This window comes from Bradyrhizobium sp., assembly GCF_035484855.1.
Lineage (GTDB): Bacteria > Pseudomonadota > Alphaproteobacteria > Rhizobiales > Xanthobacteraceae > Bradyrhizobium.
The window spans coordinates 1-22,889 of sequence record NZ_DATHOP010000281.1; the positions used below are offsets into that span (position 1 = coordinate 1).

General features: G+C 61.5%; 24 protein-coding genes. 11 read left to right on the forward strand and 13 right to left on the reverse strand.

The genetic code is table 11. The annotated features are described in order from the left end of the window. Position 1: 1 nt before the first annotated feature. Positions 2-820 (forward strand): HD domain-containing protein, encoded by an 819-nt coding sequence (locus VK804_RS31665; RefSeq protein WP_325752230.1) that lies wholly within the window; start codon positions 2-4, stop codon positions 818-820. A 51-nt stretch (positions 821-871) separates the two neighbouring features. On the opposite strand, the gene VK804_RS31670 is transcribed toward VK804_RS31665, so the two are convergent. Next, complete coding sequence (locus tag VK804_RS31670) at positions 872-1,162, reverse strand: type II toxin-antitoxin system RelE/ParE family toxin (RefSeq protein WP_325752231.1); 291 nt, start codon at positions 1,160-1,162, stop codon at positions 872-874. Further along, complete coding sequence (locus VK804_RS31675) at positions 1,159-1,395, reverse strand: hypothetical protein (protein ID WP_325752232.1); 237 nt, start codon at positions 1,393-1,395, stop codon at positions 1,159-1,161. Before VK804_RS31675 ends, VK804_RS31670 begins: the two co-directional genes overlap by 4 nt. 145 nt (positions 1,396-1,540) lie before the next feature. On the opposite strand from VK804_RS31675, the gene VK804_RS31680 reads away from it, so the two are divergent. Beyond that, a complete protein-coding gene (locus VK804_RS31680) occupies positions 1,541-1,921 on the forward strand; it encodes a cupin domain-containing protein (RefSeq protein ID WP_325752233.1) in 381 nt (126 codons plus the stop codon). Between the two features lie 130 nt (positions 1,922-2,051). Here VK804_RS31680 and VK804_RS31685 read toward each other — a convergent pair whose 3' ends face one another. After that, the gene (locus tag VK804_RS31685; protein WP_325752234.1) at positions 2,052-2,267 is read right to left on the reverse strand and encodes a hypothetical protein; all 216 of its coding nucleotides are present in this window, start codon (positions 2,265-2,267) and stop codon (positions 2,052-2,054) included. A 408-nt stretch (positions 2,268-2,675) separates the two neighbouring features. Here VK804_RS31685 and VK804_RS31690 point away from each other — a divergent pair, with 408 nt between their 5' ends. Together VK804_RS31690 and VK804_RS31695 are read left to right on the forward strand one after the other, a co-directional pair. Further along, positions 2,676-3,263 carry a septal ring lytic transglycosylase RlpA family protein gene (locus VK804_RS31690; RefSeq protein ID WP_325752235.1) on the forward strand — a complete coding sequence of 196 codons (588 nt, stop codon included), beginning with the start codon at positions 2,676-2,678 and terminating at the stop codon, positions 3,261-3,263. A 93-nt stretch (positions 3,264-3,356) separates the two neighbouring features. Next, complete coding sequence (locus tag VK804_RS31695) at positions 3,357-3,671, forward strand: hypothetical protein (RefSeq protein ID WP_325752236.1); 315 nt, start codon at positions 3,357-3,359, stop codon at positions 3,669-3,671. Positions 3,672-3,908: 237 nt separating this feature from the next. On the opposite strand, the gene VK804_RS31700 is transcribed toward VK804_RS31695, so the two are convergent. Continuing rightward, positions 3,909-4,109, reverse strand: coding sequence for a hypothetical protein (locus VK804_RS31700; protein WP_325752237.1), 201 nt, complete (start codon positions 4,107-4,109; stop codon positions 3,909-3,911). Between the two features lie 141 nt (positions 4,110-4,250). On the opposite strand from VK804_RS31700, the gene VK804_RS31705 reads away from it, so the two are divergent. From VK804_RS31705 to VK804_RS31715, 3 genes are all read left to right on the forward strand, one after another. Next, positions 4,251-4,901: a hypothetical protein gene (locus VK804_RS31705; protein ID WP_325752238.1), complete on the forward strand. Its 651-nt coding sequence runs from the start codon at positions 4,251-4,253 to the stop codon at positions 4,899-4,901. Next, positions 4,898-5,329 (forward strand): hypothetical protein, encoded by a 432-nt coding sequence (locus VK804_RS31710; protein WP_325752239.1) that lies wholly within the window; start codon positions 4,898-4,900, stop codon positions 5,327-5,329. The genes VK804_RS31705 and VK804_RS31710 overlap by 4 nt, the downstream gene beginning before the upstream one ends. A 686-nt stretch (positions 5,330-6,015) precedes the next feature. Beyond that, the gene (locus VK804_RS31715) at positions 6,016-6,636 is read left to right on the forward strand and encodes a Fic family protein (RefSeq protein WP_325752240.1); all 621 of its coding nucleotides are present in this window, start codon (positions 6,016-6,018) and stop codon (positions 6,634-6,636) included. Positions 6,637-7,253: 617 nt separating this feature from the next. Here the strand turns inward: VK804_RS31715 and VK804_RS31720 are convergent. From VK804_RS31720 to VK804_RS31730, 3 genes are all read right to left on the reverse strand, one after another. After that, entirely contained in the window at positions 7,254-7,943 is a 690-nt protein-coding gene (locus tag VK804_RS31720; RefSeq protein WP_325752241.1) for a hypothetical protein, read from the reverse strand. Between the two features lie 24 nt (positions 7,944-7,967). Beyond that, positions 7,968-9,026, reverse strand: a complete 1,059-nt coding sequence (locus VK804_RS31725; RefSeq protein WP_325752242.1) for an AAA family ATPase — start codon at positions 9,024-9,026, stop codon at positions 7,968-7,970. Between the two features lie 322 nt (positions 9,027-9,348). Continuing rightward, positions 9,349-13,131 carry a vitamin B12-dependent ribonucleotide reductase gene (locus tag VK804_RS31730; RefSeq protein WP_325752243.1) on the reverse strand — a complete coding sequence of 1,261 codons (3,783 nt, stop codon included), beginning with the start codon at positions 13,129-13,131 and terminating at the stop codon, positions 9,349-9,351. Between the two features lie 683 nt (positions 13,132-13,814). Between VK804_RS31730 and VK804_RS31735 the strand changes: the two genes are divergently transcribed. Further along, complete coding sequence (locus tag VK804_RS31735; RefSeq protein ID WP_325752244.1) at positions 13,815-14,714, forward strand: DMT family transporter; 900 nt, start codon at positions 13,815-13,817, stop codon at positions 14,712-14,714. A gap of 85 nt (positions 14,715-14,799) precedes the next feature. Continuing rightward, positions 14,800-15,210, forward strand: a complete 411-nt coding sequence (locus VK804_RS31740; RefSeq protein WP_325752245.1) for an NADH:ubiquinone oxidoreductase subunit NDUFA12 — start codon at positions 14,800-14,802, stop codon at positions 15,208-15,210. Positions 15,211-15,363: 153 nt separating this feature from the next. On the opposite strand, the gene VK804_RS31745 is transcribed toward VK804_RS31740, so the two are convergent. Continuing rightward, entirely contained in the window at positions 15,364-16,548 is a 1,185-nt protein-coding gene (locus VK804_RS31745; protein ID WP_325752246.1) for a GNAT family N-acetyltransferase, read from the reverse strand. Positions 16,549-16,632: 84 nt separating this feature from the next. Here VK804_RS31745 and VK804_RS31750 point away from each other — a divergent pair, with 84 nt between their 5' ends. Then, positions 16,633-17,721 carry a polysaccharide deacetylase family protein gene (locus tag VK804_RS31750; RefSeq protein ID WP_414642872.1) on the forward strand — a complete coding sequence of 363 codons (1,089 nt, stop codon included), beginning with the start codon at positions 16,633-16,635 and terminating at the stop codon, positions 17,719-17,721. Between the two features lie 88 nt (positions 17,722-17,809). Here VK804_RS31750 and VK804_RS31755 read toward each other — a convergent pair whose 3' ends face one another. Further along, complete coding sequence (locus tag VK804_RS31755) at positions 17,810-18,019, reverse strand: DUF2842 domain-containing protein (protein WP_325752247.1); 210 nt, start codon at positions 18,017-18,019, stop codon at positions 17,810-17,812. Positions 18,020-18,112: 93 nt separating this feature from the next. On the opposite strand from VK804_RS31755, the gene VK804_RS31760 reads away from it, so the two are divergent. Beyond that, on the forward strand, positions 18,113-19,204 hold the full coding sequence (locus VK804_RS31760) for a COX15/CtaA family protein (protein ID WP_325752248.1): 1,092 nt from the start codon (positions 18,113-18,115) through the stop codon (positions 19,202-19,204). A gap of 13 nt (positions 19,205-19,217) precedes the next feature. Here the strand turns inward: VK804_RS31760 and VK804_RS31765 are convergent, their stop codons facing one another. From VK804_RS31765 to VK804_RS31780, 4 genes are all read right to left on the reverse strand, one after another. Beyond that, positions 19,218-19,541 carry a hypothetical protein gene (locus VK804_RS31765; RefSeq protein WP_325752249.1) on the reverse strand — a complete coding sequence of 108 codons (324 nt, stop codon included), beginning with the start codon at positions 19,539-19,541 and terminating at the stop codon, positions 19,218-19,220. 183 nt (positions 19,542-19,724) lie between these two features. After that, the gene (locus tag VK804_RS31770; RefSeq protein WP_325752250.1) at positions 19,725-21,005 is read right to left on the reverse strand and encodes an O-acetylhomoserine aminocarboxypropyltransferase; all 1,281 of its coding nucleotides are present in this window, start codon (positions 21,003-21,005) and stop codon (positions 19,725-19,727) included. 148 nt (positions 21,006-21,153) lie between these two features. Next, the gene (locus VK804_RS31775; RefSeq protein WP_325752251.1) at positions 21,154-21,738 is read right to left on the reverse strand and encodes a CoA-binding protein; all 585 of its coding nucleotides are present in this window, start codon (positions 21,736-21,738) and stop codon (positions 21,154-21,156) included. A gap of 154 nt (positions 21,739-21,892) precedes the next feature. After that, positions 21,893-22,675: an enoyl-CoA hydratase gene (locus tag VK804_RS31780; RefSeq protein WP_325752252.1), complete on the reverse strand. Its 783-nt coding sequence runs from the start codon at positions 22,673-22,675 to the stop codon at positions 21,893-21,895. Positions 22,676-22,889 lie beyond the last annotated feature (214 nt).

Below are 22,889 nucleotides of genomic sequence, written 5' to 3' on the forward strand. Positions count from 1 at the left end.
CCTGGCGGCAGATGCCCTGGAAGAGTTTCTCGGCTCCTTGATGCGCCGCCGGTTCGGGTCTTCGCAGACGCCGCTGGTGGAGATCGTGCCCAACGCCGCCCGCTACGCGCTCGAATACATCGGAAACAGCGATGCGCTCTACCACAATGTCGAGCACACGCTGCTGGTGACGCTAGCGGGAGTAGATATCCTTCGCGGCCGCGCATTGGATACCCAGCTGAACGCGGCCGACTATGCTCACGTCATCATTGCCTGTCTTACCCACGACATCGGCTATGTCCGCGGCCTGTTCAAGGACGACGACGAGGCCGGATTCGTGGTCGATGCGGCCGGCGGCAAGGTCCGCCTGCCGCGCGGCTCGTCGGATGCCGGCCTGATGCACCATCATGTCGACCGCTCAAAACTCTATGTGCTGCAGCGGATCGCGCCGATGGCGCCGCTCGACCAGCAGCGCATCGCGGACGCGATCGAAGGCACCCGCTTTCCGCCCCGCGAGGGCCAGCAATATGGCGTAGAGGCCTCGATCGTCCGCGCCGCCGACTTCATCGGCCAGCTCGGCGATCCCAATTACCTGCGGAAAGCCAATGCGCTCTATCATGAATTCGAGGAGGTCGGCATCAATCGCCAGCTCGGCTATGAATCGCCGGCCGACATCGTCAACCGTTACCCGCAATTCTACTGGGACATGGTAGCGCCGCAGATCCAGACCGAGATCGGCTATCTCAACAAGACCTCGAGTGGACGGCAGTGGATCGCGAACCTCTACGGCAACGTGTTCCGCGCCGAACGCGACATCGCCCTGTCGGGGCCGCAGAGGTAAATTGTAAGGGGGTTGAGCCCTTGCGAAACCCACCATCCTGAGCCGTCCCCCTTAGCCCTGCTCGTCCCAAGGACGCCGCGCTGCGTGCTGGATGTGCAATATCTCCACTGTATCGTCAACGACGCGATAAAAGATCTTGTACGGGTAGCGCCCAATTGACACCACTCGCACGTCCGGCCGTTTGGCCGAACGGCGCGCACTCTTCGGCCAGCGCGCGATATGTGCGACCACAGACTGGATGCGTCGCTCGACAGCCGGCGCCACGGCCGGATAGTGAACGATCAGCCAATCGGCAATGGCGTCGAGGTCCTTGATCGCTTCCTCGGTGTAGAGGGCTTTCATCTACCGCGGAATTTGGCGAAGACGGCTTCGACTTGGCTGTCGGTGGCGAAGCGGCCTTCCGCCGCCGCGCGCAGGCCGCGATCGATGCCGGCAAGCTCCTCCGGCGTCGGCTCGTATTCGCCGCCCTTAAGTCCGGTGTCGAGTTCGATCGCGAACTCGGCAAGCTCGTTCTGGATATCGGCCGGCCATGCCTCGACACGTTCGAGGGCTTCGGTCAACTTCTTGGTTTTCATGGCGGCCAATCTATCATGGCTGGATGTTGTTGTCAGCGGGCCAAGCTCCGCGTCCGACGGGAGTTAGCTAGGCCCGGATTGCGTTTCGCGCCATCCGCGCTACGCTGCCCGATCGGAGCCAGCCGGTAATTCAGGAGAAGAAGCCATGAACAAGCCCGTGCCCGTCAATCCGCCAAACCTTCGCTCGACCTTCGTCGCCGCCTCGGCGATGTCCTGGCAGCCGACGGCCTTCGCCGGGATCGAGATGAAGATCCTTTACCAGGACGATGAGGGGCGCTCGACCATCCTGTTCAAGATGGCGCCAGGCGCGGTGGTGCCGCTGCACGAGCACACCGCGCTGGAGCAGACCTACATGCTGGAGGGATCGCTTGAGGACGCGGAGGGCGCTTGCTCTGCCGGCGACTTCGTGTGGCGGCCGGGCGGCAACATCCACGTCGCGCATGCGCCGAAGGGTGCGACATTCATCTCGGTGTTCAACCGGCCGAACCGGTTTTTCGACGGGACGAAGTTTTTTACGGCGGGGTAGGGGCCGGTAGCCCGGATGGAGCGCAGCGCAATCCGGGGATATGTATCAACGAGTCGACCCGGATTACGTGGAGTTTATCATCGGGCGCGCATGAGCGCGACCCGTTGGCTCCATCCGGGCTACGCTCACGTCATGCATCGTTTTTGGGAATATATTTGCCGAGGATGCACTTGTACCTCTGCAGCTTCCACTCGTGGTACGGGCCGTTGGCGAGCCAGTCGGCAATGCCGATTTGCCCCTGGACCGCGCAGGCCGTCATGGTGATTCCGGACTGTTCACTGTTGGTGACGACTTTCTCGAGGCACAGCTGGCCATTGCAGAGAACGGCGACGAGAGTAACGAGCATGGCGTCCTTCGCTGATAAGGGAATGAACCAGTGGAATCCATGCAGAGTTCATGCCACGATTCGGGCCCGCCGGACGCTCCGTAGTATTGCGATGTCGCGCCAGCCGCTGTGTTCGTCGGCAGGCAAAACGAGAGCTGCGGTTCGGCGGTTTGAAAGGAGCCGCATCGTCACGCGGGGGACCGCATCAGGGCTGACGGGGGCGTTGAACTGCCCCAAACCAAAAATATCGAAAACAACCCCATGCAAAGTAGCCGGCAGGGCCAGCTCTGTGGCGCAATGACAACACGTGGATGAAATCGCATAGCTGCTGCCGTGCTCATCCCCGGCGGCCACGGTTACGCCCTTATTGGGCTCCGCTCTTGATGTCGCGCCTGGGGTTTGGTTGGGGGCACAGACTGGGGACGCGACATGTCTTCCATCGACTGTGCCGGTACGTCGTGCGTCGAGATTGAGGCAAACCATCCTGACGTGTCGCGGGCCTCGGCCGCACGCGTTGGGAATATCGTTCAACTGCTTGCCGCAGCGCTCGCGGCGGCGTCGCTTGCGGCCTGCGCCCAGTCCTCGGTCGTCAGCAAAAATTCCGGATTTCTTACCCCCATCCGGCAGGCGTCGCTGGAACGCAACCGGACGGCATCGCTCGCGCCGGAGCGCCAGGTGGTATCGGCGAAAAGGCATACCCCGTTCGCGCGGCACGACAATGCAGCCACCGCACCGATGGTCTCACAGGGACTTGCCAGCTTCTACTCGGAGGGCGCGCGCACCGCGAGCGGTGAAAAGTTCGACGCGCACGAACTGACCGCCGCGCATCCGACGCTGCCGTTCGGCACGAAATTGCGCGTGACCAACGTCGCGACCGGGCGGTCCGTCACCGTGCGGGTCAACGACCGCGGCCCGTACGTCGCGGGGCGCGTGGTCGACGTCTCCTATTCCGCCGCCAATGCGCTGGGAATGGTCGGCAAGGGTGTCGCGAAGGTCAAACTCGACGTCGTCGAGTAGAGCGGGCCCGGGCGTTCACGCCGGCTTGAACGTGGCGGCGGAACAGCGCCCGCGCCACGCCGTTGCCCGTCTTTAGCCAGACGGAGACGACCCATGATGAAGCTCAAACTGATCGGCGCGGCCGTGGTGCTGTCGGCCGCGTGCGCTGCGCCCGTGATGGCCCAGGAGGCCACGCAGGAGCCCGGCATGATCGGGTTCAACTATCCGAACTCGCACTACATGACCAGCGGCTATGGCGTGCACACGCCTTACAACACCGGCAGATATCCGCGCCTGCGCGGCGACTTCACCTATGTCGGCCCAAGCTATGTGGTGCCCGGCTACGCCCCTGGCGTCAGGGTCGGCGTGGGTCCGGTCGGCGTGGCCGTCGGACCGGGCTATGATGCTTACGCGTATGATCCTTATTGAGCGGTAGGGCGGGTGGCTCCGCCCTGCGAGGTGCAGAACGACGAAGCCGAGCTAGGGCGCAATAGCGTAAGCGTGTTGCGCCGACCGGTGGGGAGTGCAAAATCGAAGGCGCTGCACAATTTCGAATTCGTCATGCCCGGCCTTGTGCCGGGCATCCACGTCTTTGTAGTCCAACAAAAAGAAAGACGTGGATGGCCGGGGCAAGCCCGGCCATGACGACAAATGGATGAAGGGGCCTCACAACTCGCGCGAGCGCCCGGCGCGGTGCGCGACAAGGGCTTCTTCCGCAAGTGCATCAAGCTCGCCGGCGTGGGCGTCACGCTCGATCGCGGCGTCGAACTGCTCGGCGTCGAATAGCTTGAACCACGCGCGAAACCGCGCCAACTCGCGCGGGGCAAGCTGTTGGATGGCATTCTCGATTTCTTCGGCGGTGGTCATGTTGGGAGATATAGCATTTGAGCGCGATCCCTAAAACGGGCGGTCCGCGGCAAGAATTGACGGAATACGCGGAGCCTGTCATCGGGCGGCGCGGAGCTTGTCATCGGGCGCGCATTCGCGCGACCCGTTGGCGCCGACCCGTTGGCTATTCCGCCTACGGGCCGGATTTCGGTCAAATCTGACATTGCAACGCCGGCGGTATATAGTTGTCGTATGAAGCGAAAAGACATGGACATCGAAACCATCACGAAGGCGTTCGACCTGATGGGTCGCTATCTTCGCGAGCGAAATACGATCGGAGAGATCGCGGTGTATGGCGGTTCTGCGATACTGCTGCAATTTCCCTGGCGCAAGTCCACCGAAGACGTCGAGGCCACCTTTGGAAAACCGGAAGCTTCCGTCAAGGATGCCGCTGCCTTCGCGGCGATCGAGCTTCGGTTACCGGACGCCTGGCTGAACAATTCAGTTGGAAGTTTTACTCCCGAAGTTGAAGAGGAAGACTTCTTCGTGCTGTTCGGCGACTATCCCAGGGGAGAAAAATCGGGATTGAGGGTGTGTCTGGCAAAGCCGGAATACCTCATCGCAATGAAGCTCAAGGCCCTTGTCCGCGATAGCTATGACGACAAGGATTTCGGCGACATCGCGGGCCCAGCGGTCGAAGCCAGGATCGAGACGGCGGCGCAGTTGAACGATCTGTTTGCTTCATTCTTCCCGGAAGAAAAACTCGATCCGGTGGCTGCCGCCCGGATCCCGGAAGCTGTCGAAGCTATCCGGGCGAGGAAACCGCGATGAGCCGACCCATGACATTAAGGGAAGCTGCGTCGGTCGCCATCTCGGGGGAGAAAAATTTCGGCGATTCCATCGACGAGTTCGTCGATACCTTCTATCTCGATCACCCCGACAAGAAACGGCAGCAGGCAAGGATCGAAGACACGCCTCCGATCACCGGAAATCCGTCGCAGGACGCATGGATTGGCGCTGTCGGCGAGCATCTCGCCCGTCGCTGGGGTCTTGAGGTCCCAACCTGGACGAGGCGGCCCGAACATTACATCCTGGACCGTCCCAAATTCGTTCCGGATTCGAGAGCGCTGCGGTCCGTCCTGATTTGCGAAAGCCCCGCGGCATTCCGGTCGCGGATGATATTCACCTTCGCTGAACCTCTAAGGAGAGCCCGATTTCCCCTTGACGGCGGCGCAGACAAGGTCTCTCGAGGAGCGTAGGGCGCAATAGCCAACGGGTCGGCGCAAAGCGCCGCCCGATGACAGGCTCCGCGGATTGCGCCGACCGGCTGCATGAATCGAATTGGCGGAATATGCTGCACTATTACGAGCTCTGAATGCGCGGATCGCATCAGAGCTGACGAGGCCGGCGGCGGCATGGCGCGCGTATGGGCTCAGGCGCTATTCCGCCTACGATTACTTGTTCTGGCGTTGCTTCTACGGCCCCACCGAACGGTAGTATAATGATACCTAAAGATGGTGCGCGACCGCCCACCGCTGGTTGAAGATCCGGCGCGTAATGTTGAGAGAATCCGCCGGCCGTTCAAGCGTCGCTCGAAATAAAGCCCGGGCGATGTAAAAGTACTACTGCGTTAACGAACGTTCGGCTCTATATAGGCTTTAAGGAATCACAAGTACGGTAACGTACAGCGCGCTGAGGAGAAACCTATGGCAGAACGAAAACCCGTAATGGGCCCGAGGCCTAGCCATCCGGAACTGGATCTGCTGTTGGAGCAGACTCGCAACATTAAGGTCACAGAGTCGGATTTGCTGGAGCAGCGGATTAGCTTTGCTTATGGCAATGCCCCGCACTCATCGAATGTAACCAAAGATTCGGTGAGGGATGCCACGAGGACTATCCTTCTAGGATGAACAGAGGAGCCCGGCTAGGCCGGGCTTTTTTGCATATGCTCGTTTTGGAAAAAGAAGATTTAGCGCTTTATACGAAGATTCAAGAAAAAAATCTGATACGCCAGTACGACCTGCTCACTAATTGCATAGAGATTGGCTTGAAGCAGGGCCCCATCTCGTTCGACAAGTATTTTCTGTGGTCTCTAAACCACGTTGCAGTGGCAAACATTTCCCAATTTGGAGGTCGATTCAGAAATGAGCCGATCTATGTTGGGAATCATACTCCACCGCACTACAGAGACGTCCCCGATCTAATGGATCGGTTCATCTCTTTCATCCACGAAAATTGGTATACGTTGTTACCGACTCAGTTGGCGGCGTACGCGCTGTGGCGAATGCTATGGATTCATCCATTCATTGAAGGCAACGGCAGGACGGCTCGCGCTATTTGCTACTATGTTTTGAGTGCAAGAATCGGGCGTGTCTTACCAGGGAAAATAATTGTGCCCGAGCGCATTCGCGACAATCGGGGTCCTTATATAGCGGCGCTCCGAAAAGCCGATGAAGCTTGGGAGGCTGGAAATTACGACATCAATGACATGGCAGTCTATCTCGCTGGACTGCTAGAAGATCAACTAAGAGAAGCTAGGGATGCCGCTGCTACACCGCGAAATTGAACATTGCCAGGGGATAGGGCTACGCTTGCTGATGGGATGTTCATCTCGGTGTTCAACCGTTCGAACCGGTTTTTTGACGTGACGAAGTTTTTACGGCGGGGTCCAATTGATGTGTTGACGTCGGCATAAACAGGCAGGGCGAAGATGAGCCGGAAAGGCCACTATCCTGGAGGCAGCACGGTCGTAGGCTCGCGCGACCCCTCGTGGTTCAAGAAGGGGTCTATGCGAGTTCCCCCGAACGACAGTGCGCCCAAGCTTCCGCTTTCGCCGGCGGAAAAGGCCGCCCTTCAGGCGTTGAAGGAGTCGCGCGAAACTGGCACCAAGTTGATCGCCAAAAGCGAGAAAACGCGGACCAAGAAGCGATTCGGCAAGGCCAAGACCGGTGGTCCGAAGCCTTCGGTCATCAAGCGGGAGCGGTCGGAAGCGAACCGAGCGGTCGTCGAGGTGCGCCAGACGCGGAGTCATGGCCGATCAAGAGCCGTCGCCGTTGAGTTCGTTGGGCAAGATCGGTCATCAAGGCAAAGACCGAAATAACTGTAGGGCGTAATAGCGAAGCGTATTGCGCCGACCAGTATCCGGGAATTGGCCGAATATGCTGCGCTATTCTGCCCTACGCCCTAAGCGGCAGACCTACCCGGCGCGCATTGTCCCTTTGCGAAGCTGTTGAGATCGGAGAGAATTTTGCAGAGATCATCTGCGATCTCTTCCGCCCTAAGATGACGGATTATTTGGGTCGATGTTATGGATATCCCAAGCACGTCCTGAAGTCGCGTGTTAATCGCAGAAAGCAACGATTTCCCCGGAACGATTAGAAAGCGCCGCGAAGCGTCACGCCATTCGTTATCGACGTACGAGATCGCTTCACTGGCTACAGTTGCGGGATCCTTTGATGTTCGATGATCGAAGTAGCGCATTCGGTTAGAGATATGTTGACTCAGAACGGCTGATTTCATGTCGTCGGCGATTGGAAAAATCAAGTCTTCGAGATTCGCTTGAGAAAACGTCCTAGCCGAAACTTGCTCCTTTAGCCGCTCCGTGATGGCGCGCGTGAGGGCCGATGGGACAAGCAAGTAATTCTCAATCTCCTTTCCGGCAAGAACATGAAAATGCGGAATTGACCCTCGAGTTTCCCTGACAAGTTCTTCGATTTCCTCGCCACATCGATAGTCCCGGTCCAGTAGCGCGGAAATGGCAATCTCCGCCTTCAGGACTTTCTCAAAAGTCCAAGCTGCATTTTGAATTTTTTGACGCTGGCTAAATCCTCCGATGGGGACCACTGTGATATCGATGTCGTTCGCGAAATCCACGAAACCCAATTTCGTTGCAAATCTTCACAGTATGCGAAAATCGTTTCCTTCCAAAAATAGTATTTTCCTTCCGCGCGACAATCTCGTTAGGTGCACGTTTTGTGCTGAACCGATGCTGAAGAGGGCGTCTTGAAGTCCTTCGATGTCTGTTACGCGAGTTGCCCATCTTCGGCCTTTGTTGACGACGATGACATCATCATGCTCCGCTTCATTTATGATTTCGGCGGAATGGGTCGCCAAGATAATTTGCTTTTCGGTCGCCTTCAGAATTTGGAAGAGTTTATGCTGCAAATCTGGGTGTAAGTAGATTTCTGGCTCATCAACAACCAGAATATCGGCGGTCGCCGAATTGGTTATATGAGTAAGAATTTGCAACCACACTTGGAAGCCAAAGCCTGCCCAGCACAGTTCACGATCAACTCGTCCTTCTCGACAAAACATCGACAGTTTTGGGGGGAAAGTCCTTTGCAACTCGGGTCTCAAGATGGTCATTCCTTCCCAGGTATCTTCGACCAATTTTTGGAAACCTGGAAACTCGTTTGACCATCGGTACCAAATGTTTCGAAACATGCGGTGCGCGCGTCGCGTACCCACGGACTGTTCGACATATTGGTCGGTTAGCAATTCCTCCTCTTCTTCGAGAGGTCCGAGCGTTGGAATTGAATAAATGTTTGCTGGAAAGTTTTTCTTAAATTGGTAAGTGGTGACTGTTCTTTGCTTGGCGTCTATCGTCATAATGCAGCGAGCATTGTCGTAGAACCGAAGCTTAATTTCGTTTCCGTTGTCGAGAGTGAAGACTAAAGATGTCTCTTGATCTGTTTGATAATCAGAATGGATATTCGTGAGGGAGACTGGAATGAGAGACGGAGGAATTTCGTAACCAGCGATTGTCTCGTTGTTGATTTGGATTACTTGCGGCAGCCGCCGAGATGCGAATCCGTGAGCGGCCATCAGAATGCGAAACGCATCTAGTACCGTTGATTTCCCGGCGTTGTTCGGTCCCACGAGAACGTTTACAGCCCGTAGATGGATCGTAAAGTCCTTGAGGGACTTGAAGTTTCGAAATCTGACTTTTGTGAACATGATACACTACCACGATCCCAAAACACTTACTCAAGCTTTCACGATTGCCGCCTTTTTCGTGCGTTGAGTATATCTGTTGTTGCTTTCCCGCATGAGCACAGCGACACGCGGGGATCGAGATGAGAAGGTCTCGGCTTCGATTATCCGGGCGATGCTTGCTAAAGTGACCTTCTTATTTTTTCTTCGGCCTCGGCTTATGGCGCGCTTGGGCCAAGTCGGACGCCGCCACCGACTTGACTTTTTTGGGCGTATTCTTGTTACTCAGGAGCTTTGAAGCCCAAGAAGCATCTTTCTTTGAAGTGGCCATTTCATTTTCCCTTCCTCAGCTACACCCCGTCGTGCTCCCACACGTATCGCACTTCATGCACGTCCCGTTTCGCACCAGCGAGAAGTGCCCGCACTCGCCGCACATTTCGCCCTCATAGCCCTTGGCCTTGGCTTCCGCCCGGCGTTCGGCTTTGGAGGGCATCGCGGCCGCGGCGCCCGCCTTGCTCCATTGCAGGGCTTCCAGCTTTTCCGTCGGCGAGAGGTCGTGCTGGGCTTCCTGCTTCAGCGCCACCGCGCCTTCCACCGCATCGCTGGCGCGGGCGGTCGGGCCGTGCTGGGACAGCGAGGTGACGTTGCTGGGGCCGCGGGCCTCCGCCTGCGGCTCGGCTGCGCCGCGCATGACGACGAGGTTGTCGGTGCGCGATCGCGTCAGGCCCTTCGAAAGATACTTGTTGCTGGGCGCTTCCGGCGCCTTGCCTTCCTCGACGCCCTTGCCCATCGCGTCGAAGTTGGTCTCGCTGGGGTCGACATGGGCGAGATCGAAGCGGCCCATGTAGCTGACCGCGAGTTCGCGGAACACATAGTCCAGGATCGAGGTCGCGAATTTGATGCTGTCGTTGCCCTGCACCGGGCCGTTCGGCTCGAAGCGGGTGAAGGTGAAGGCGTCGACATACTCTTCGAGCGGCACGCCGTACTGAAGACCCAGCGAGACGGCGATGGCGAAGTTGTTGATGAAGGAGCGAAGTGCGGCACCTTCCTTGTGCATGTCGATAAAAATCTCGCCGATCCGGCCGTCGTCATATTCGCCGGTGCGCAAATAGACCTTGTGGCCGCCGACCACGGCCTTCTGGGTATAGCCCTTGCGGCGGTCCGGCATCTTCTCGCGCTCGCGCATCACGATGATGCGCTCGACCAGGCGCTCCACGACCTTCTCCGACAATGCGGCGGTGCGCGCGGCCATCGGCTTGTCGTAGAATGCTTCCACCGCATCCTCTTCCTCGTCCTCGTCGGCGATAAGCTGCGAGTTGAGCGGCTGCGAGAGCTTCGAGCCGTCGCGGTAGAGCGCGTTGGCCTTCAGCGCGAGCTTCCAGGAGAGCAGATAGGCGGACTTGCAATCGTCAACCGTGGCGTCGTTCGGCATGTTGATGGTTTTGGAGATCGCACCCGAAATGAAGGGTTGCGAGGCCGCCATCATGCGGATGTGGCTTTCGACCGACAGATATCGCTTGCCGATCTTGCCGCAGGGGTTGGCGCAATCGAACACGCTGTAGTGCTCGGCCTTCAGATGCGGCGCGCCTTCCACCGTCATGGCGCCGCAGATGTGGACGTTGGCGGCCTCGATCTCGCGTTTTGTAAAACCGACGGCGGTGAGGAGATCGAAGGAGGGTGCGGCGATCGCTTCCGCGTCGAGTTTGAGGGTTTCGCGAAGGAAATCCTCGCCAAAGGTCCATTTGTTGAAGGCAAATTTGATGTCGAACGCGGTCGGCAGCGCCGCTTCGACCTTGGCGAGAGCTTCGTCGGTGAACCCCTTGGCCCTAAGAGTGGAAACGTTGATCGCGGGCGCGTTCGACAGCGAGCCGTGGCCCACCGCATAGGCCTCGATCTCGGCGATATCGCTTTCGCGATAGCCGAGCGCGCGCAGCGCCTCGGGCACGGCGCGGTTGATGATCTTCCAGTAGCCGCCGCCGGCGAGTTTTTTGAATTTCACCAGCGCGAAATCCGGCTCGATGCCGGTGGTGTCGCAATCCATGACCAGCCCAATGGTGCCGGTCGGCGCCACCACCGTGGTCTGCGCGTTGCGGAAACCGTTGAGCTCGCCGAGTTCGAGCGCGCGGTCCCAGACGGTTTTGGCGCGATCGATCAGGTCCTGCTGTTTGCAGGAGGCGTGATCGAGCGGCACGGGGCTGACGGCCAGCGCCTCATAGCCGCGCGATTCGCCGTGGGCGGCGCGGCGGTGGTTGCGGATCACCCGCAGCATGTGCGCGGCGTTCTTCTTGTAGCCGGGGAACGGGCCCAATTCCTTGGCCATCTCGGCCGAGGTCGCATAGCTGACGCCGGTCATGATGGCGGTCAGCGCGCCGCACAGCGCGCGGCCTTCCTTTGAGTCATAGGACAAGCCCATGGTCATCAACAGGCCGCCGATATTCGCAAAGCCGAGGCCGAGCGTGCGGAATTCGTAGGAGAGTTCCGCGATTGCCTTGGAGGGGAATTGCGCCATCATCACGGAGATTTCGAGCACGACGGTCCACAGGCGGCAGAGATGCTCGTAGCTGTCGACGTCGAAGCGCCCCCTCCCTAACCCTCCCCCGCTTGCGGGGGAGGGAAGGGTGGGGGTGGTGTCGTAGAACGCGATCAGATTGGCGGAGGCGAGGTTGCACGCGGTGTCGTCCAGGAACATGTATTCCGAGCACGGGTTCGAGGCGCGGATGTCGCCGGAGGCCTTGCAGGTGTGCCAGTCGTTCATGGTGGTGTTGAAGTGCAGGCCGGGATCGGCCGAGGCCCAGGCGGCGTAGCCGATCTTCTCCCAGAGGTCGCGCGCCTTCAGCGTCTTCGTCACCTTCTTGCTGGTGCGGCCGATCAGCTTCCAGTCGCCGTCGGTTTCCACCGCGCGGAGGAAATCGTCCTTCAGCGAGACCGAGTTGTTGGAGTTCTGGCCTGATACGGTGAGATAGGCTTCCGAATCCCAGTCGGTGTCGTAGATCGGAAAGTCGATCTCCTTGTAGCCCTGGCGGGCGTACTGAATGACGCGCTTGATCATGGCGTCGGTGACCAGCGCGCGGCGCGCCAGCTTGATCTCGCGGCGGAGCGCCGGGTTCTTCTCCGGATCGAAGCAATCGTCGCCACTGCCTTCGCAGTTGACGCAGGCCTTCATCACGGCCTTCAGATGCTTCTGGTTGAGTTTCGAGCCGGTGACGAGAGCGGCGACCTTCTGCTCCTCCTTCACCTTCCAGTCGATATAGGTCTCGATATCGGGATGGTCGGCGTCGACCACCACCATCTTGGCGGCGCGGCGGGTGGTGCCGCCCGATTTGATGGCGCCGGCTGCGCGGTCGCCGATCTTGAGAAAGCTCATCAGGCCGGAGGAGCGGCCGCCGCCGGAAAGCTTTTCGCCTTCGCCGCGCAGGCGGGAGAAGTTCGAGCCGGTGCCGGAGCCGTATTTGAACAGGCGCGCCTCGCGCACCCACAAATCCATGATGCCGCCCTCGTTGACGAGGTCGTCCTCGATGCCCTGGATGAAACAGGCGTGCGGCTGCGGATGCTCGTAGGCCGACTTCGATTTGGTCAGTTTTCCGCTTCTGTAGTCGACATAATAGTGGCCCTGGCCGGGACCATCGACGCCATAGGCCCAGTGCAGCCCGGTGTTGAACCATTGCGGCGAATTCGGCGCGACCATCTGTTTTGCCAGCATGTAGCGCAGCTCGTCATAGAAGGCGCGCGCGTCTTCTTCGGAAGCCGCGAAATAGCCGCCCTTCCAGCCCCAATAGGTCCAGCAGCCGGCGAGGCGATCGAACACCTGTTTGGCGGAGAGCTCGCTGACATAGCGCTGCGACTCGGGGAGGTCGGCGAGCGCCTCGACATCGGGCACCGAGCGCCATAGCCAGGAGGGCACGGTCTCTTCCTCGACCTTCTTCAGGCGCGCGGCAACGCCCGCCTTGCGAAAATACTTTTGGGCAAGGACATCGGAGGCGACCTGCGACCAGAATTCCGGCACCTCGACGTTTTCCAGCCGGAATACCACCGAGCCATCGGGATTGCGGATCTCCGAAGTCGTCAATCTGAAATCTATCTGTGCGTAGGGTGACTGGCCCTCAGTGGTGTGGCGTCGTTCGATTCGCATGGTCGTGCCCCGTTCTTTTTGACCGGCCGCCGCCGCGGCGCCGGGTGTTTTTCCTTGAGCGAACTGTTAGTCCGCAAGCTAATACCGGTGGACCCGGCCCTGTTTCTCACGTGTCGCACTTCATGCAGGTGCCGTTACGCACCTGTGTGAAGCCGCCACGTTCAACGCCCCAACGCAGACTTGAGCCATTTTGGCCCGTTATTGACGCTCCGAAATGCCCCCGGATTTTGGGCGAAAAGACCCATCACCGCTGCCTTGACCGGCTGGCGGAGTGGTCAGATCGGAACCCATCTGGGAGCGACCGGCGGGACCCAAACACACTCGCGCCGAACAGGATCAAAGCTAGGACAACTCCATTACGCCCGTCAAGGACTAGTACGAGTTCCTGAATCAAATACTAAATATGGTGGAAAAGGCAGGAATCCAGGGCCGTGCGGCGGTTCCCGATGCTGCCAAGTATCAGTGAGTCCTCAGGGATTCCCAAGCGAAAAAAATTGTGCGGATGCTGCCAGGAGAGGCTTCATCCCGCTGTTCACAGGGTAACTATTTATTGCCGGCCTGGGCTTGCATCGGCGAGACTCACGGGAGGCTACGGGAGTTCCGCGCCAGGCATGCCGACTAGCCAATAGTTTTGCCGCCGGATAAGCGCCAAGGTCGCGCCGATTCTCCTGAAGTGATTCCCCATGGCGCTTCCAAACCAGCCGGGCGCGCGGGCGCGCATCACGCCCGCGGGGCTCTTGTTCCTCGCCATCACCTCGATCGGCTGGGGATTCAACTGGCCGGCAACGAAATACCTGCTCGCCGAATTGCCGCCGCTGACGCTGCGCGGCGGGAGCGGGGTGATTGGTGCTGCGATATTGGCGATCCTGGCCGTCCTCAGCGGCCAGAGCCTGCGGGTGCCGCGCGCGATGTGGCCGAGGCTCGTGCTGGCGGCCATCCTCAACGTCGCCTGCTGGATGGTGTTGATGGGGCTGGCGCTGCTCTGGCTTCCCGCCAGCGAGGCCGCCCTGATCGCCTACACCATGCCGGTCTGGGCCTCGATCCTGGCCTGGCCGATTCTCGGCGAGCGGCCGAACCTGTTGCGGGTGATTTCGCTTCTGATGGCGTTCGCAGGCCTTTCCGCCATCATGGGCGGCAACGGCTTTGCGGCGAGCATGGCAAAACTACCGGGAATCGTCATGGCGCTCGGCGGCTCCGTCGGCTTTGCCGTCGGCACGGTGCTGGCAAAGCGGTTGCCGCTGAACCTGCCGCCGATCACGACCGCCGCCTGGCAGATCGGGATCGGCTGCCTGCCGGTCGCCCTTGTCGGGCTCGCCATCGAGAAGACGGACCTCGGCGCGCTGTCGGATACCGGCCGGTGGCTCCTGGTCTATTCGATCCTCGGCCAGTTCTGCATCGCCTATGTCGCGTGGTTTACCGCACTTGCCCGGCTGCCGGCCTCGGTGGCGGCGATCGGCACCATGGCAGTGCCCGTGATCGGCGTCGTCACCTCGGCGCTTGCGCTGCACGAGCCGCTCGGCCCCGGCCAGATCACGGCGCTGGTGTTTACGCTCGCCGGCGTGGCGCTGGCGACGCGGTCCTAGGGCAATACCGGAACGGGGACTTTACTGGACAATCCCGCCCGCCGATGGCATCAGAACAGCAACGCCTCTCGAGCCGGCCGCGCCCATGAAACAGTTTTTTCTCAAGCTCTTCACGTGGTGGAACGGCCAGACGTTTGGCACCCAATTGTGGACCTGGCGGTTCGGCGAACTGGTCGGCAAGGACGAGCAGGGCAACCTCTATTACCGCACGATCGGCGGCAAGATCGATCCCACGCTCGGCTTCGAGCGGCGCTGGGTGGTCTATAACGGCTATGCCGAGGCGACGAAGGTGCCGCCGTCCTGGCATGGCTGGCTGCATCACACCGTCGACGTGCCGCCCACGCAAGAAGCCTACACGCCGCGCGAATGGGAAAAGCCGCATGTTCCCAACATGACGGGAACGCCGCTCGCCTACCGCCCGCCGGGCTCGACGCTGGCCAGCGGCCGCCGGCCCGCCGCCACCGGCGACTACAAGTCGTGGACGCCGGGCAGCTGAGCACCGATCGTCATTCCGGGGCGCGCGTCAGCGCGAACCCGGAATCTCGCTCTGGATTCCGGGTTCGCACGGAGCCTGTCATCGGGCCGCGCTTTGCGCGGACCCGTTGGTGCGCCCCGGAATGACGGGCATAGCGGCTTTTGGATAACAGGATCAGCGGTGCAGCGCGCTGCGCAGTGCTTGCGCGACCTGAAACAGCGCCTGATTGTGCTTCACCAGATGCTTGGCGCGATTGAGGCCCGACATCGCGGAGGCCGCAAGCCTGCCGCGCGGGCTGAGCGGGATGAAGCAATCGAACATCGGCTCGTCGCTCTTGCAGAACAGCCGCTTGTAGTGGTCGGAGCCGACGCCGAGGTCGAGCGCGCGATAGCCGCGCGCCGCATAATCGTCGATGATGTCGCGCATCAGGATCAGTCCGGGGCTGTAACGCGAACTGCCCGACATCGTGTAGGTGTTGAACATCATCGAGAAGCGATGCCCGTCGGCGACGCCGGCATAGATCGCGATCACCTCGTCGTCGCATTCGAGCGCGTGGATGTCGACGATGCGGCCGCCGCCTGCCAGCCGGGCCATGCAGGCGCCGCGGATGAAATTCTCGATTCCCGCTTCGGCGAATACGTTGGGCAGTTTCTGTTCGGCCATCCGCAGCGGCTTGACCGCGAAGAACCAGTCCAGCATCCGCTCGATATCAGCATCCGATGTCGCGACATGATAGCGGTAGCCTGGAGTCCTGAGCTTGCGCTCCTTGCCCTTGAGGCGGCGCCGGAACGAGTTGCTGATCAATGTGGCGGGCGCCGCGCCGGGCGCCATCGTCAGCAGCGGGCAATCGTTGACCGAGGGTTGCCTGGGCAACAGCGCCAGCGGGTTCGGCAGGTCGCGCCAGCGCAGCGGCTGCTGGGTCAGCGCCAGGACGTCGGCCACGGTGCGTTCGCGCAGTGCCGCCAGCAGGCCTGCGAGATCGGTAGCCGCGGCGCTGGCGGCAAAATCGCGCTCCCACAATGCCATGTTGAAGGTGGCGTGCTTGCCGCCCATGAAACTGGCGATGCGAAAGCCGTGGCGCTGCCCGATCGCCAGCGGCAACAACAACAGCGGCCGACGCTCCGCGTCATGGGCGATGACGATGAAGGGTGAGAGGTCGTTGCGTTCGCCGACCTCGCGTTGCCACGATGCCAGGAAATCGAAGCGCTGATACGGCGTCGAGAACTGGGTTTCGAGGCCGCGCCAGACAACCTCGGCCGCGCCGAGATCATGGACGATATCGACGCCGGCGATGCGGCTCGCCGCGGACCACGCTCCCGCTTCCGCCGTTCGGCTTTCGATCGCGGCAGCCATGGTCATCGCGAAACCTGTCCATAGGGAAATATTTACGTTTTTCGGCTTCGGCCGACCTTTGCAAAGAAATGTCAACAAAGAGTAATGACAATGCGGACGAAACCGCCGCACCAGGGGCCCAGGACGTTGCCACCCGACAACCCATTGCTGACGCGCCTGCGGCTCGAGTTCGCCTATTTCAGCGGCGTATCGTGGCTGAGGGGGCGGGGAGCCGGCGGCGCCGGCGTGATCCTGCGGTTCGAGCGCGTGCGTCCCCGCCGGGCCGACCCTTTTCAGCCGCTGCGGCATCGGGAAATCACGCCGAAATTCCTCGACCGCACGATCCGGGCGCTGAAGCGCTGGAAATACCAGTTCGTCTCGATCGACGAAGTGTGCCGCAGGGCGGTCACGCTGGCCGAGCGACGGCGGTTCGTCTGCCTGACCTTCGACGGTGGCTACAAGGATGTCATCGCATCGGCCTATCCGGTGCTCGCCAGCCACGCGGTTCCCTTTGCCGTCTACCTGCCCACGGCGTTTCCCGACGGCGTCGGCGAAGCCTGGTGGCTTGCGCTCGAGCAGGTGATCGCGCGCGAGGTGCGCATCAGCCTGATGATGGATCGCAGCGATCGACGTTTCGACATCAGGACGGCGGCCGAAAAATATCAACTCTACGAGTTTCTCGAGGGCTGGATGCGGCAACTCGCGCCGTCCGATCTGTCGGGCGCGATCAGGGACCTCTGCACGCGCTACTCGCTCGACCTCGCTTCGGTGTCGCGCCGGGCTTCGATGGACTGGGACGATCTGGCGAAGCTTGCCGCCGATCCGCTGGTGACATTTGGAAGCATGACGGTGAACCATCCGGCTCTCGCGAACCTCAGGGATGCCGATGCGCTGCGCGAGATGACGATGGGGCGCGCGGTGGCGCAGGCGGCACTGCACCGCGATGTCAGGCATTTCGCCTATCCGTTCGGCGACCGTGCGTCGTTTCGCAGGCAGCACGTCGCCATGGCCGAGGAGGCCGGTTTCGTCAGCGCGGCGTCGGCGATAGCGGGGATCGTCGAAGCCGAAGGCCGCACCAATCTGCACGCGCTGCCGCGTGTCGCCTGGGATGGGCGGCAGCGCTCGCTGCGCGCCATGCGCGTGATCCTGTCGGGCGCGACATTCCCGAAGGTCAAGCCGACGCGCAGCAGGAACGTTTAGAGCGGGACGACTTCTCTTCGAATCGTCATCCCGCTCTGTCTTTTTTTGAGCATGATCCTTTCGGAAAACCGGTGTCCACTTTTCCGGATCATGCTCTGTCCGGACGCGACATCCAGCTCACGATCGGCATCGCCGGCAGCACCCAGCCAAGGCCGGCCACGACATAGAAGATCGCCTGCAACAGTCCTGAATTCGCCAGCCACGGCGTCTGCGCCACCGTCATTCCCAACAGCGACCACACCGTCACCAGCACCAGGAGCGCGATGGTTCCGAGCAATTTGCGGCTGCGTATGGTCATGACCGAATTGTGCAACTCACAGCAGAAGCGCGGCTTGCGCGCGGGAAGGGGCGGACTATAAGGGGCGCGCCAATTCAATCAAGCACGGCTTCGATGACCGCCGCTTCCGCACAACAGGCTCCGCAAATCCGCGCCGTCAGATGGTGGCTGGTCGGGGTCGCCGCTCTGATCGCGCTGATGGTGCTGGTCGGCGGCGCCACGCGGCTGACCGAATCCGGGCTTTCGATCGTGGAGTGGAAGCCGGTCACCGGCGCGCTGCCGCCGCTCGACGAGCGGCAGTGGACGCAGGCGTTCGAAGGCTACAAGGCCATTCCGCAATACCGCGAAATGAACGCCGGCATGACTCTGCCTGAGTTCAAGACGATCTTCTGGTGGGAATTCAGCCACCGGCTGCTCGGCCGCGTGATCGGGATCGTTTTTCTGCTGCCGTTCCTCTGGTTCATGTGGCGGGGTGTGCTGGCCGCGGATCTGCGCCGGCGATTGTGGTTGATCTTCGGGCTCGGCGCGCTGCAGGGCGCGGTCGGCTGGTGGATGGTGGCGTCGGGATTGTCCGAGCGGGTGGAGGTTTCGCAACTTCGGCTCGCCACCCATCTGGTGCTGGCGCTCCTGATCTTTGCCGCCGTTGTCTGGACGCTGCGCCGGCTCTCGGACCGTCCGGCATCCGTCGTCTCAGTGCGGCTGAAGATCACCGGCGCGGCGCTGGTGATCTTGACGTTCGTGCAGCTCTATCTGGGCGCGCTGGTCGCGGGCCTGCGGGCGGGGAAGATCTACAACACCTGGCCCGAGATCGACGGTGCGTTCATTCCCTCGGCGGCGCGGCTGTTCTTCGAGTCCCCGTGGTGGCGCAACCTGTTCGACAACACGCTCACCGTGCAGTTCGAGCATCGCATGACCGCTTACGCGCTATTCGTGCTGGCGGTGTTTCATGCACTCGATGCCATCGGTTCGCGCGCCGGCGCCGCCGCGATCAACGGCGCGCTGTGGCTTGTGGCGGCGGTCGCCTTGCAGGCGACGCTGGGTATCCTCACGCTGCTCAATCAGGCTCCGATCGACCTTGCGCTCACACATCAGGCCGTTGCGATCGCGGTGCTGACGCTGGCGGTGCTGCAGGCCGAGCGCCTCGCCGCGCGTCGCCCGGAGATGCAGCCGCAGGAGTTGGTGGTGCCGGCAACGCAAACCGGCTGACCGGAATGCCCGGTTAGCAGTAGCCGTAAGCGCCGCAGGCGTAGGGCAGGCGATCCCAATACGGAAGATAGGGGCCATAAGGCGGCGGCGACGGATAGGGGACGCCGACATAGACCGGCGCGAGCACCACGAAGGGCGGCTCCTCGACATAGACCGGGCGCGGGTCGGCGGGCCGATAAATGATCGATGTCCTGAAATTGTAATGCGGCCTGGGAAGGCCCGGCGGCAGCATAACGGCCGCGCGATGCCTGCCGTGGTGGGGCACTGGCTTGTCGGCGGCCTCGGCGGTTCCGCTCGCTATGACGGCGGCAAGCAACACAATCGCAACGCGCAACATCGGCGACTCCGAAATGATGGTTCCGATATCAGCGCATTATATCGCGGCCGGCGACGTGTGGCAGCGACGATGTTGAAATATGGCTAAAGGTCTGTCCGCGTCATTCCGGGGCGATGCGAAGCATCGAACCCGGAATCTCGAGATTCCGGGTTCGCGCTTGTGCGCGCCCCGGAATGACGGGGGCTAAGCGCCCAGCGCCTGCTCCAGATCGGCGATCAGATCTTCCTTGTCCTCGATGCCGATCGACAGCCGCACCACGTCGGGGGCGGCGCCCGACTTGATCTTGGCGGCGTCGTCGAGCTGGCTGTGGGTGGTCGAGGCCGGGTGGATCACCAGCGAGCGGGTGTCGCCGACATTGGCCAGATGCGAAAACAGCTTCAGGTTCGACACCAGGTTGACGCCGGCCTCGTAGCCGCCCTTGAGGCTGAAGGTGAACACGGCGCCGGCGCCCTTCGGCGCATATTTGCGCGCGAGGTTGTTGTATGGGTTGCCCGCAAGGCCGGAGTAATTCACCGCGGCCACCGCGGGATGAGTCTGCAGCCATTCGGCGACCGCCTTGGCGTTGTCGCAATGCTTCTGCATCCGCAGCGGCAGCGTCTCGATGCCGGTGAGGATCAGGAACGCGTTGAACGGCGACAACGCGGGCCCAAGGTCGCGCAGGCCGAGCACCCGACAGGCGATCGCGAAGGCGAAATTGCCAAAGGTCTCCTGCAGCTTGATGCCGTGATATTCCGGGCGCGGCTCGCTGAGCATCGGGTATTTGTTGTCCTTCGACCAGTCGAAGGTGCCGGCATCGACGATGATGCCGCCGATCGAGTTGCCGTGGCCGGCGAGAAATTTTGTCAGCGAATGCACGACGATGTCGGCGCCGTGATCGATCGGGCGGATCAAATACGGGGTCGCCAGCGTGTTGTCGACGATCAGCGGCACGCCGGCCTCGCGGGCAACGGCTGCGATCGCCTCGATATCGGTGATGCTGCCGGCGGGATTGGCGATCGATTCGATGAAGATCGCCTTGGTGTGCGGCGTCACCGCGCGTTTGAAACTGTCGATGTCGTCGGGGTCGGCCCAGACCACGTTCCACCCAAAACTCTTGAAGGCATGGGTGAACTGGTTGATCGAGCCGCCGTAGAGTTTTCGCGCGGCGATGAATTCGTCGCCCGGCCGCAGCAATTGCTGCAGCGCCACGACCTGCGCGGCATGGCCTGAGGCTACCGCGAGTGCCGCGGTGCCGCCCTCAAGCGCGGCGACGCGCTCTTCCAGCACCGCGTTGGTGGGATTGCCGATCCGGGTATAGATGTTGCCGAACGCCTGCAGCCCGAACAGCGAGGCGGCATGGTCGGCGTCGTTGAACACGAACGAGGTGGTCTGATAGATCGGCGTCACCCGCGCGCCGGTGGTGGGATCGGGTTGCGCGCCGGCGTGCACGGAGAGGGTCGCAAATCCCGGGAGACGATCGGTCATGCTCTGTGTCCTGTTTTTCTGAAATCGCTAATGCAGCATGCTGATGGCAGCGGCGTCCGGCGTCAAGGCGGCGAGGGCCACATGATGTCGCTTGAAACGGTTGCGCTGCGTTTTGTCGCGATCCCGAAACGATGGTTTCGCAATTGCGTCACGAAAGGTCGTTCTTGCTTTTGGCGGCGCGATCCGATGCGGCGGTCTCGCCGCCGCCGACGCTCATCCGGTTCAAGGACAGCCGCATGCCCTGGGTCGGCATCGGCGCGCGCTTCGAGCTGAGCGTGCGCGAATTGACACCCATCCAGGAAATCTCCGAGGACAGCCGGCCATATTCGATTTTCGGGCAGCGGTTCATCACGACCTTGAGTCCGGCGGTTTCCGCCTTGGCGGCTGCCGCATCGTCGCGCGCGCCGAGCTGCATCCAGATCACTTTCGGCGGCGGCGACATCTTCAGGGCTTCATCGACCACCGGCATGATGTGGCTGGAGTTGCGGAAGATGTCGATCATGTCGACCGCTCGCCCGATATCGAGCAGCGAGCCGACGAAAGGTTTTCCGAGCAGGCTCTTGCCGACATGGCCGGGATTGACCGGGATCATGTCATAGCCGCGCTGTGCGAGGTATTTGAACGCGAAATAGCTCGGCCGCACATTGACCGGTGACGCCCCCACCATCGCGATCGATTTCACGCCGTTGAGGATCGATCGGATGTAATTGTCGTCATAGGCGTCGTGGTTCATCTTTTGATTTGTCCGTTCTCGTCATTGCGAGGAGCACTTGCGACGAAGCAATCCATCCTTCTTCGCGTGGCACCATGGATTGCTTCGCGGAGTTTATCATCGGGCGGCGCTTCGCGCCGACCCGTTGGCTCGCAATGATGGCGCTGGCGCGCCGTCACTCATCCTGCCATTTCGGATCGCGCTTTTCGATGAAGGCGCCGATGCCTTCCGCGGCGTCGCGCGCCATCATGTTCTCGACCATCACCTCTGCCGCATATCGATAGGCGCCGGCAAGGCTCATTTCGGCCTGCCGGTAGAACGCTTCCTTGCCGAGCTTGATGGTATAGGCGGAGTTCAGCGCGACCTTCTCGGCTAGCTCAATCGCCGCATCCCGTTCGGTGCCGGCGGCGACCACGCGGTTGACGAGGCCGATGTCGCGCGCGGTCGCAGCCGCGATCGGCTCGCCGGTTAAAAGCATTTCCATCGCCTGCTTCCGCGAGACGTTGCGCGACAGCGCCACCATCGGGGTCGAACAGAACAGGCCGATATCGACGCCGGGGGTGGCAAAGCTCGCGGCCTCCGAGGCGATCGCGAGATCGCAGCTGGCGACCAGCTGGCAGCCGGCGGCGGTCGCGGTCGCGTGCACGCGCGCGATCACGGGCTGGGGCAGCTTGACGATCGCGAGCATCATGGCGCTGCAGGCGCCGAACACCGCTTCGTAGAACGCCGGCTCGGTATTGGCGCGCATTTCCTTGAGGTCGTGGCCCGAGCAGAACGCCGGGCCGGCGCCAGCCAATACGACCACGCGCACCGAGCGGTCATCGGCGATCCGCCGCAGCGCGTCATGCAGCTCGGCGATCAGGGCGCGGCTCAGCGCGTTGCGCTGCTGCGGCCGGTTGAGCGTCAGGGTCGCGATCCCGTCGCGGTCGGAGCGCTTGAGGGCGGGCTCGTTCTTCATCGGCGGTCTCCTCGGTCGCAATGTGCAACCGGCTCCCGCTCGGTTCAAGGATTGCAATCGCCGCGCGCGCGCGCCAGCTTCTCGAGCGCGCCGAGCGCACCGGCGTGCGCAGCGTCGGCGTCGAGCGCGCGCAGGTAGCTGGCCTCGCCCGCTTCGTCGCCGCCGGCTTCCGCTTCGATCTTGCCGAGGCGGAAGTGCAACTCGGCGCGCTCGG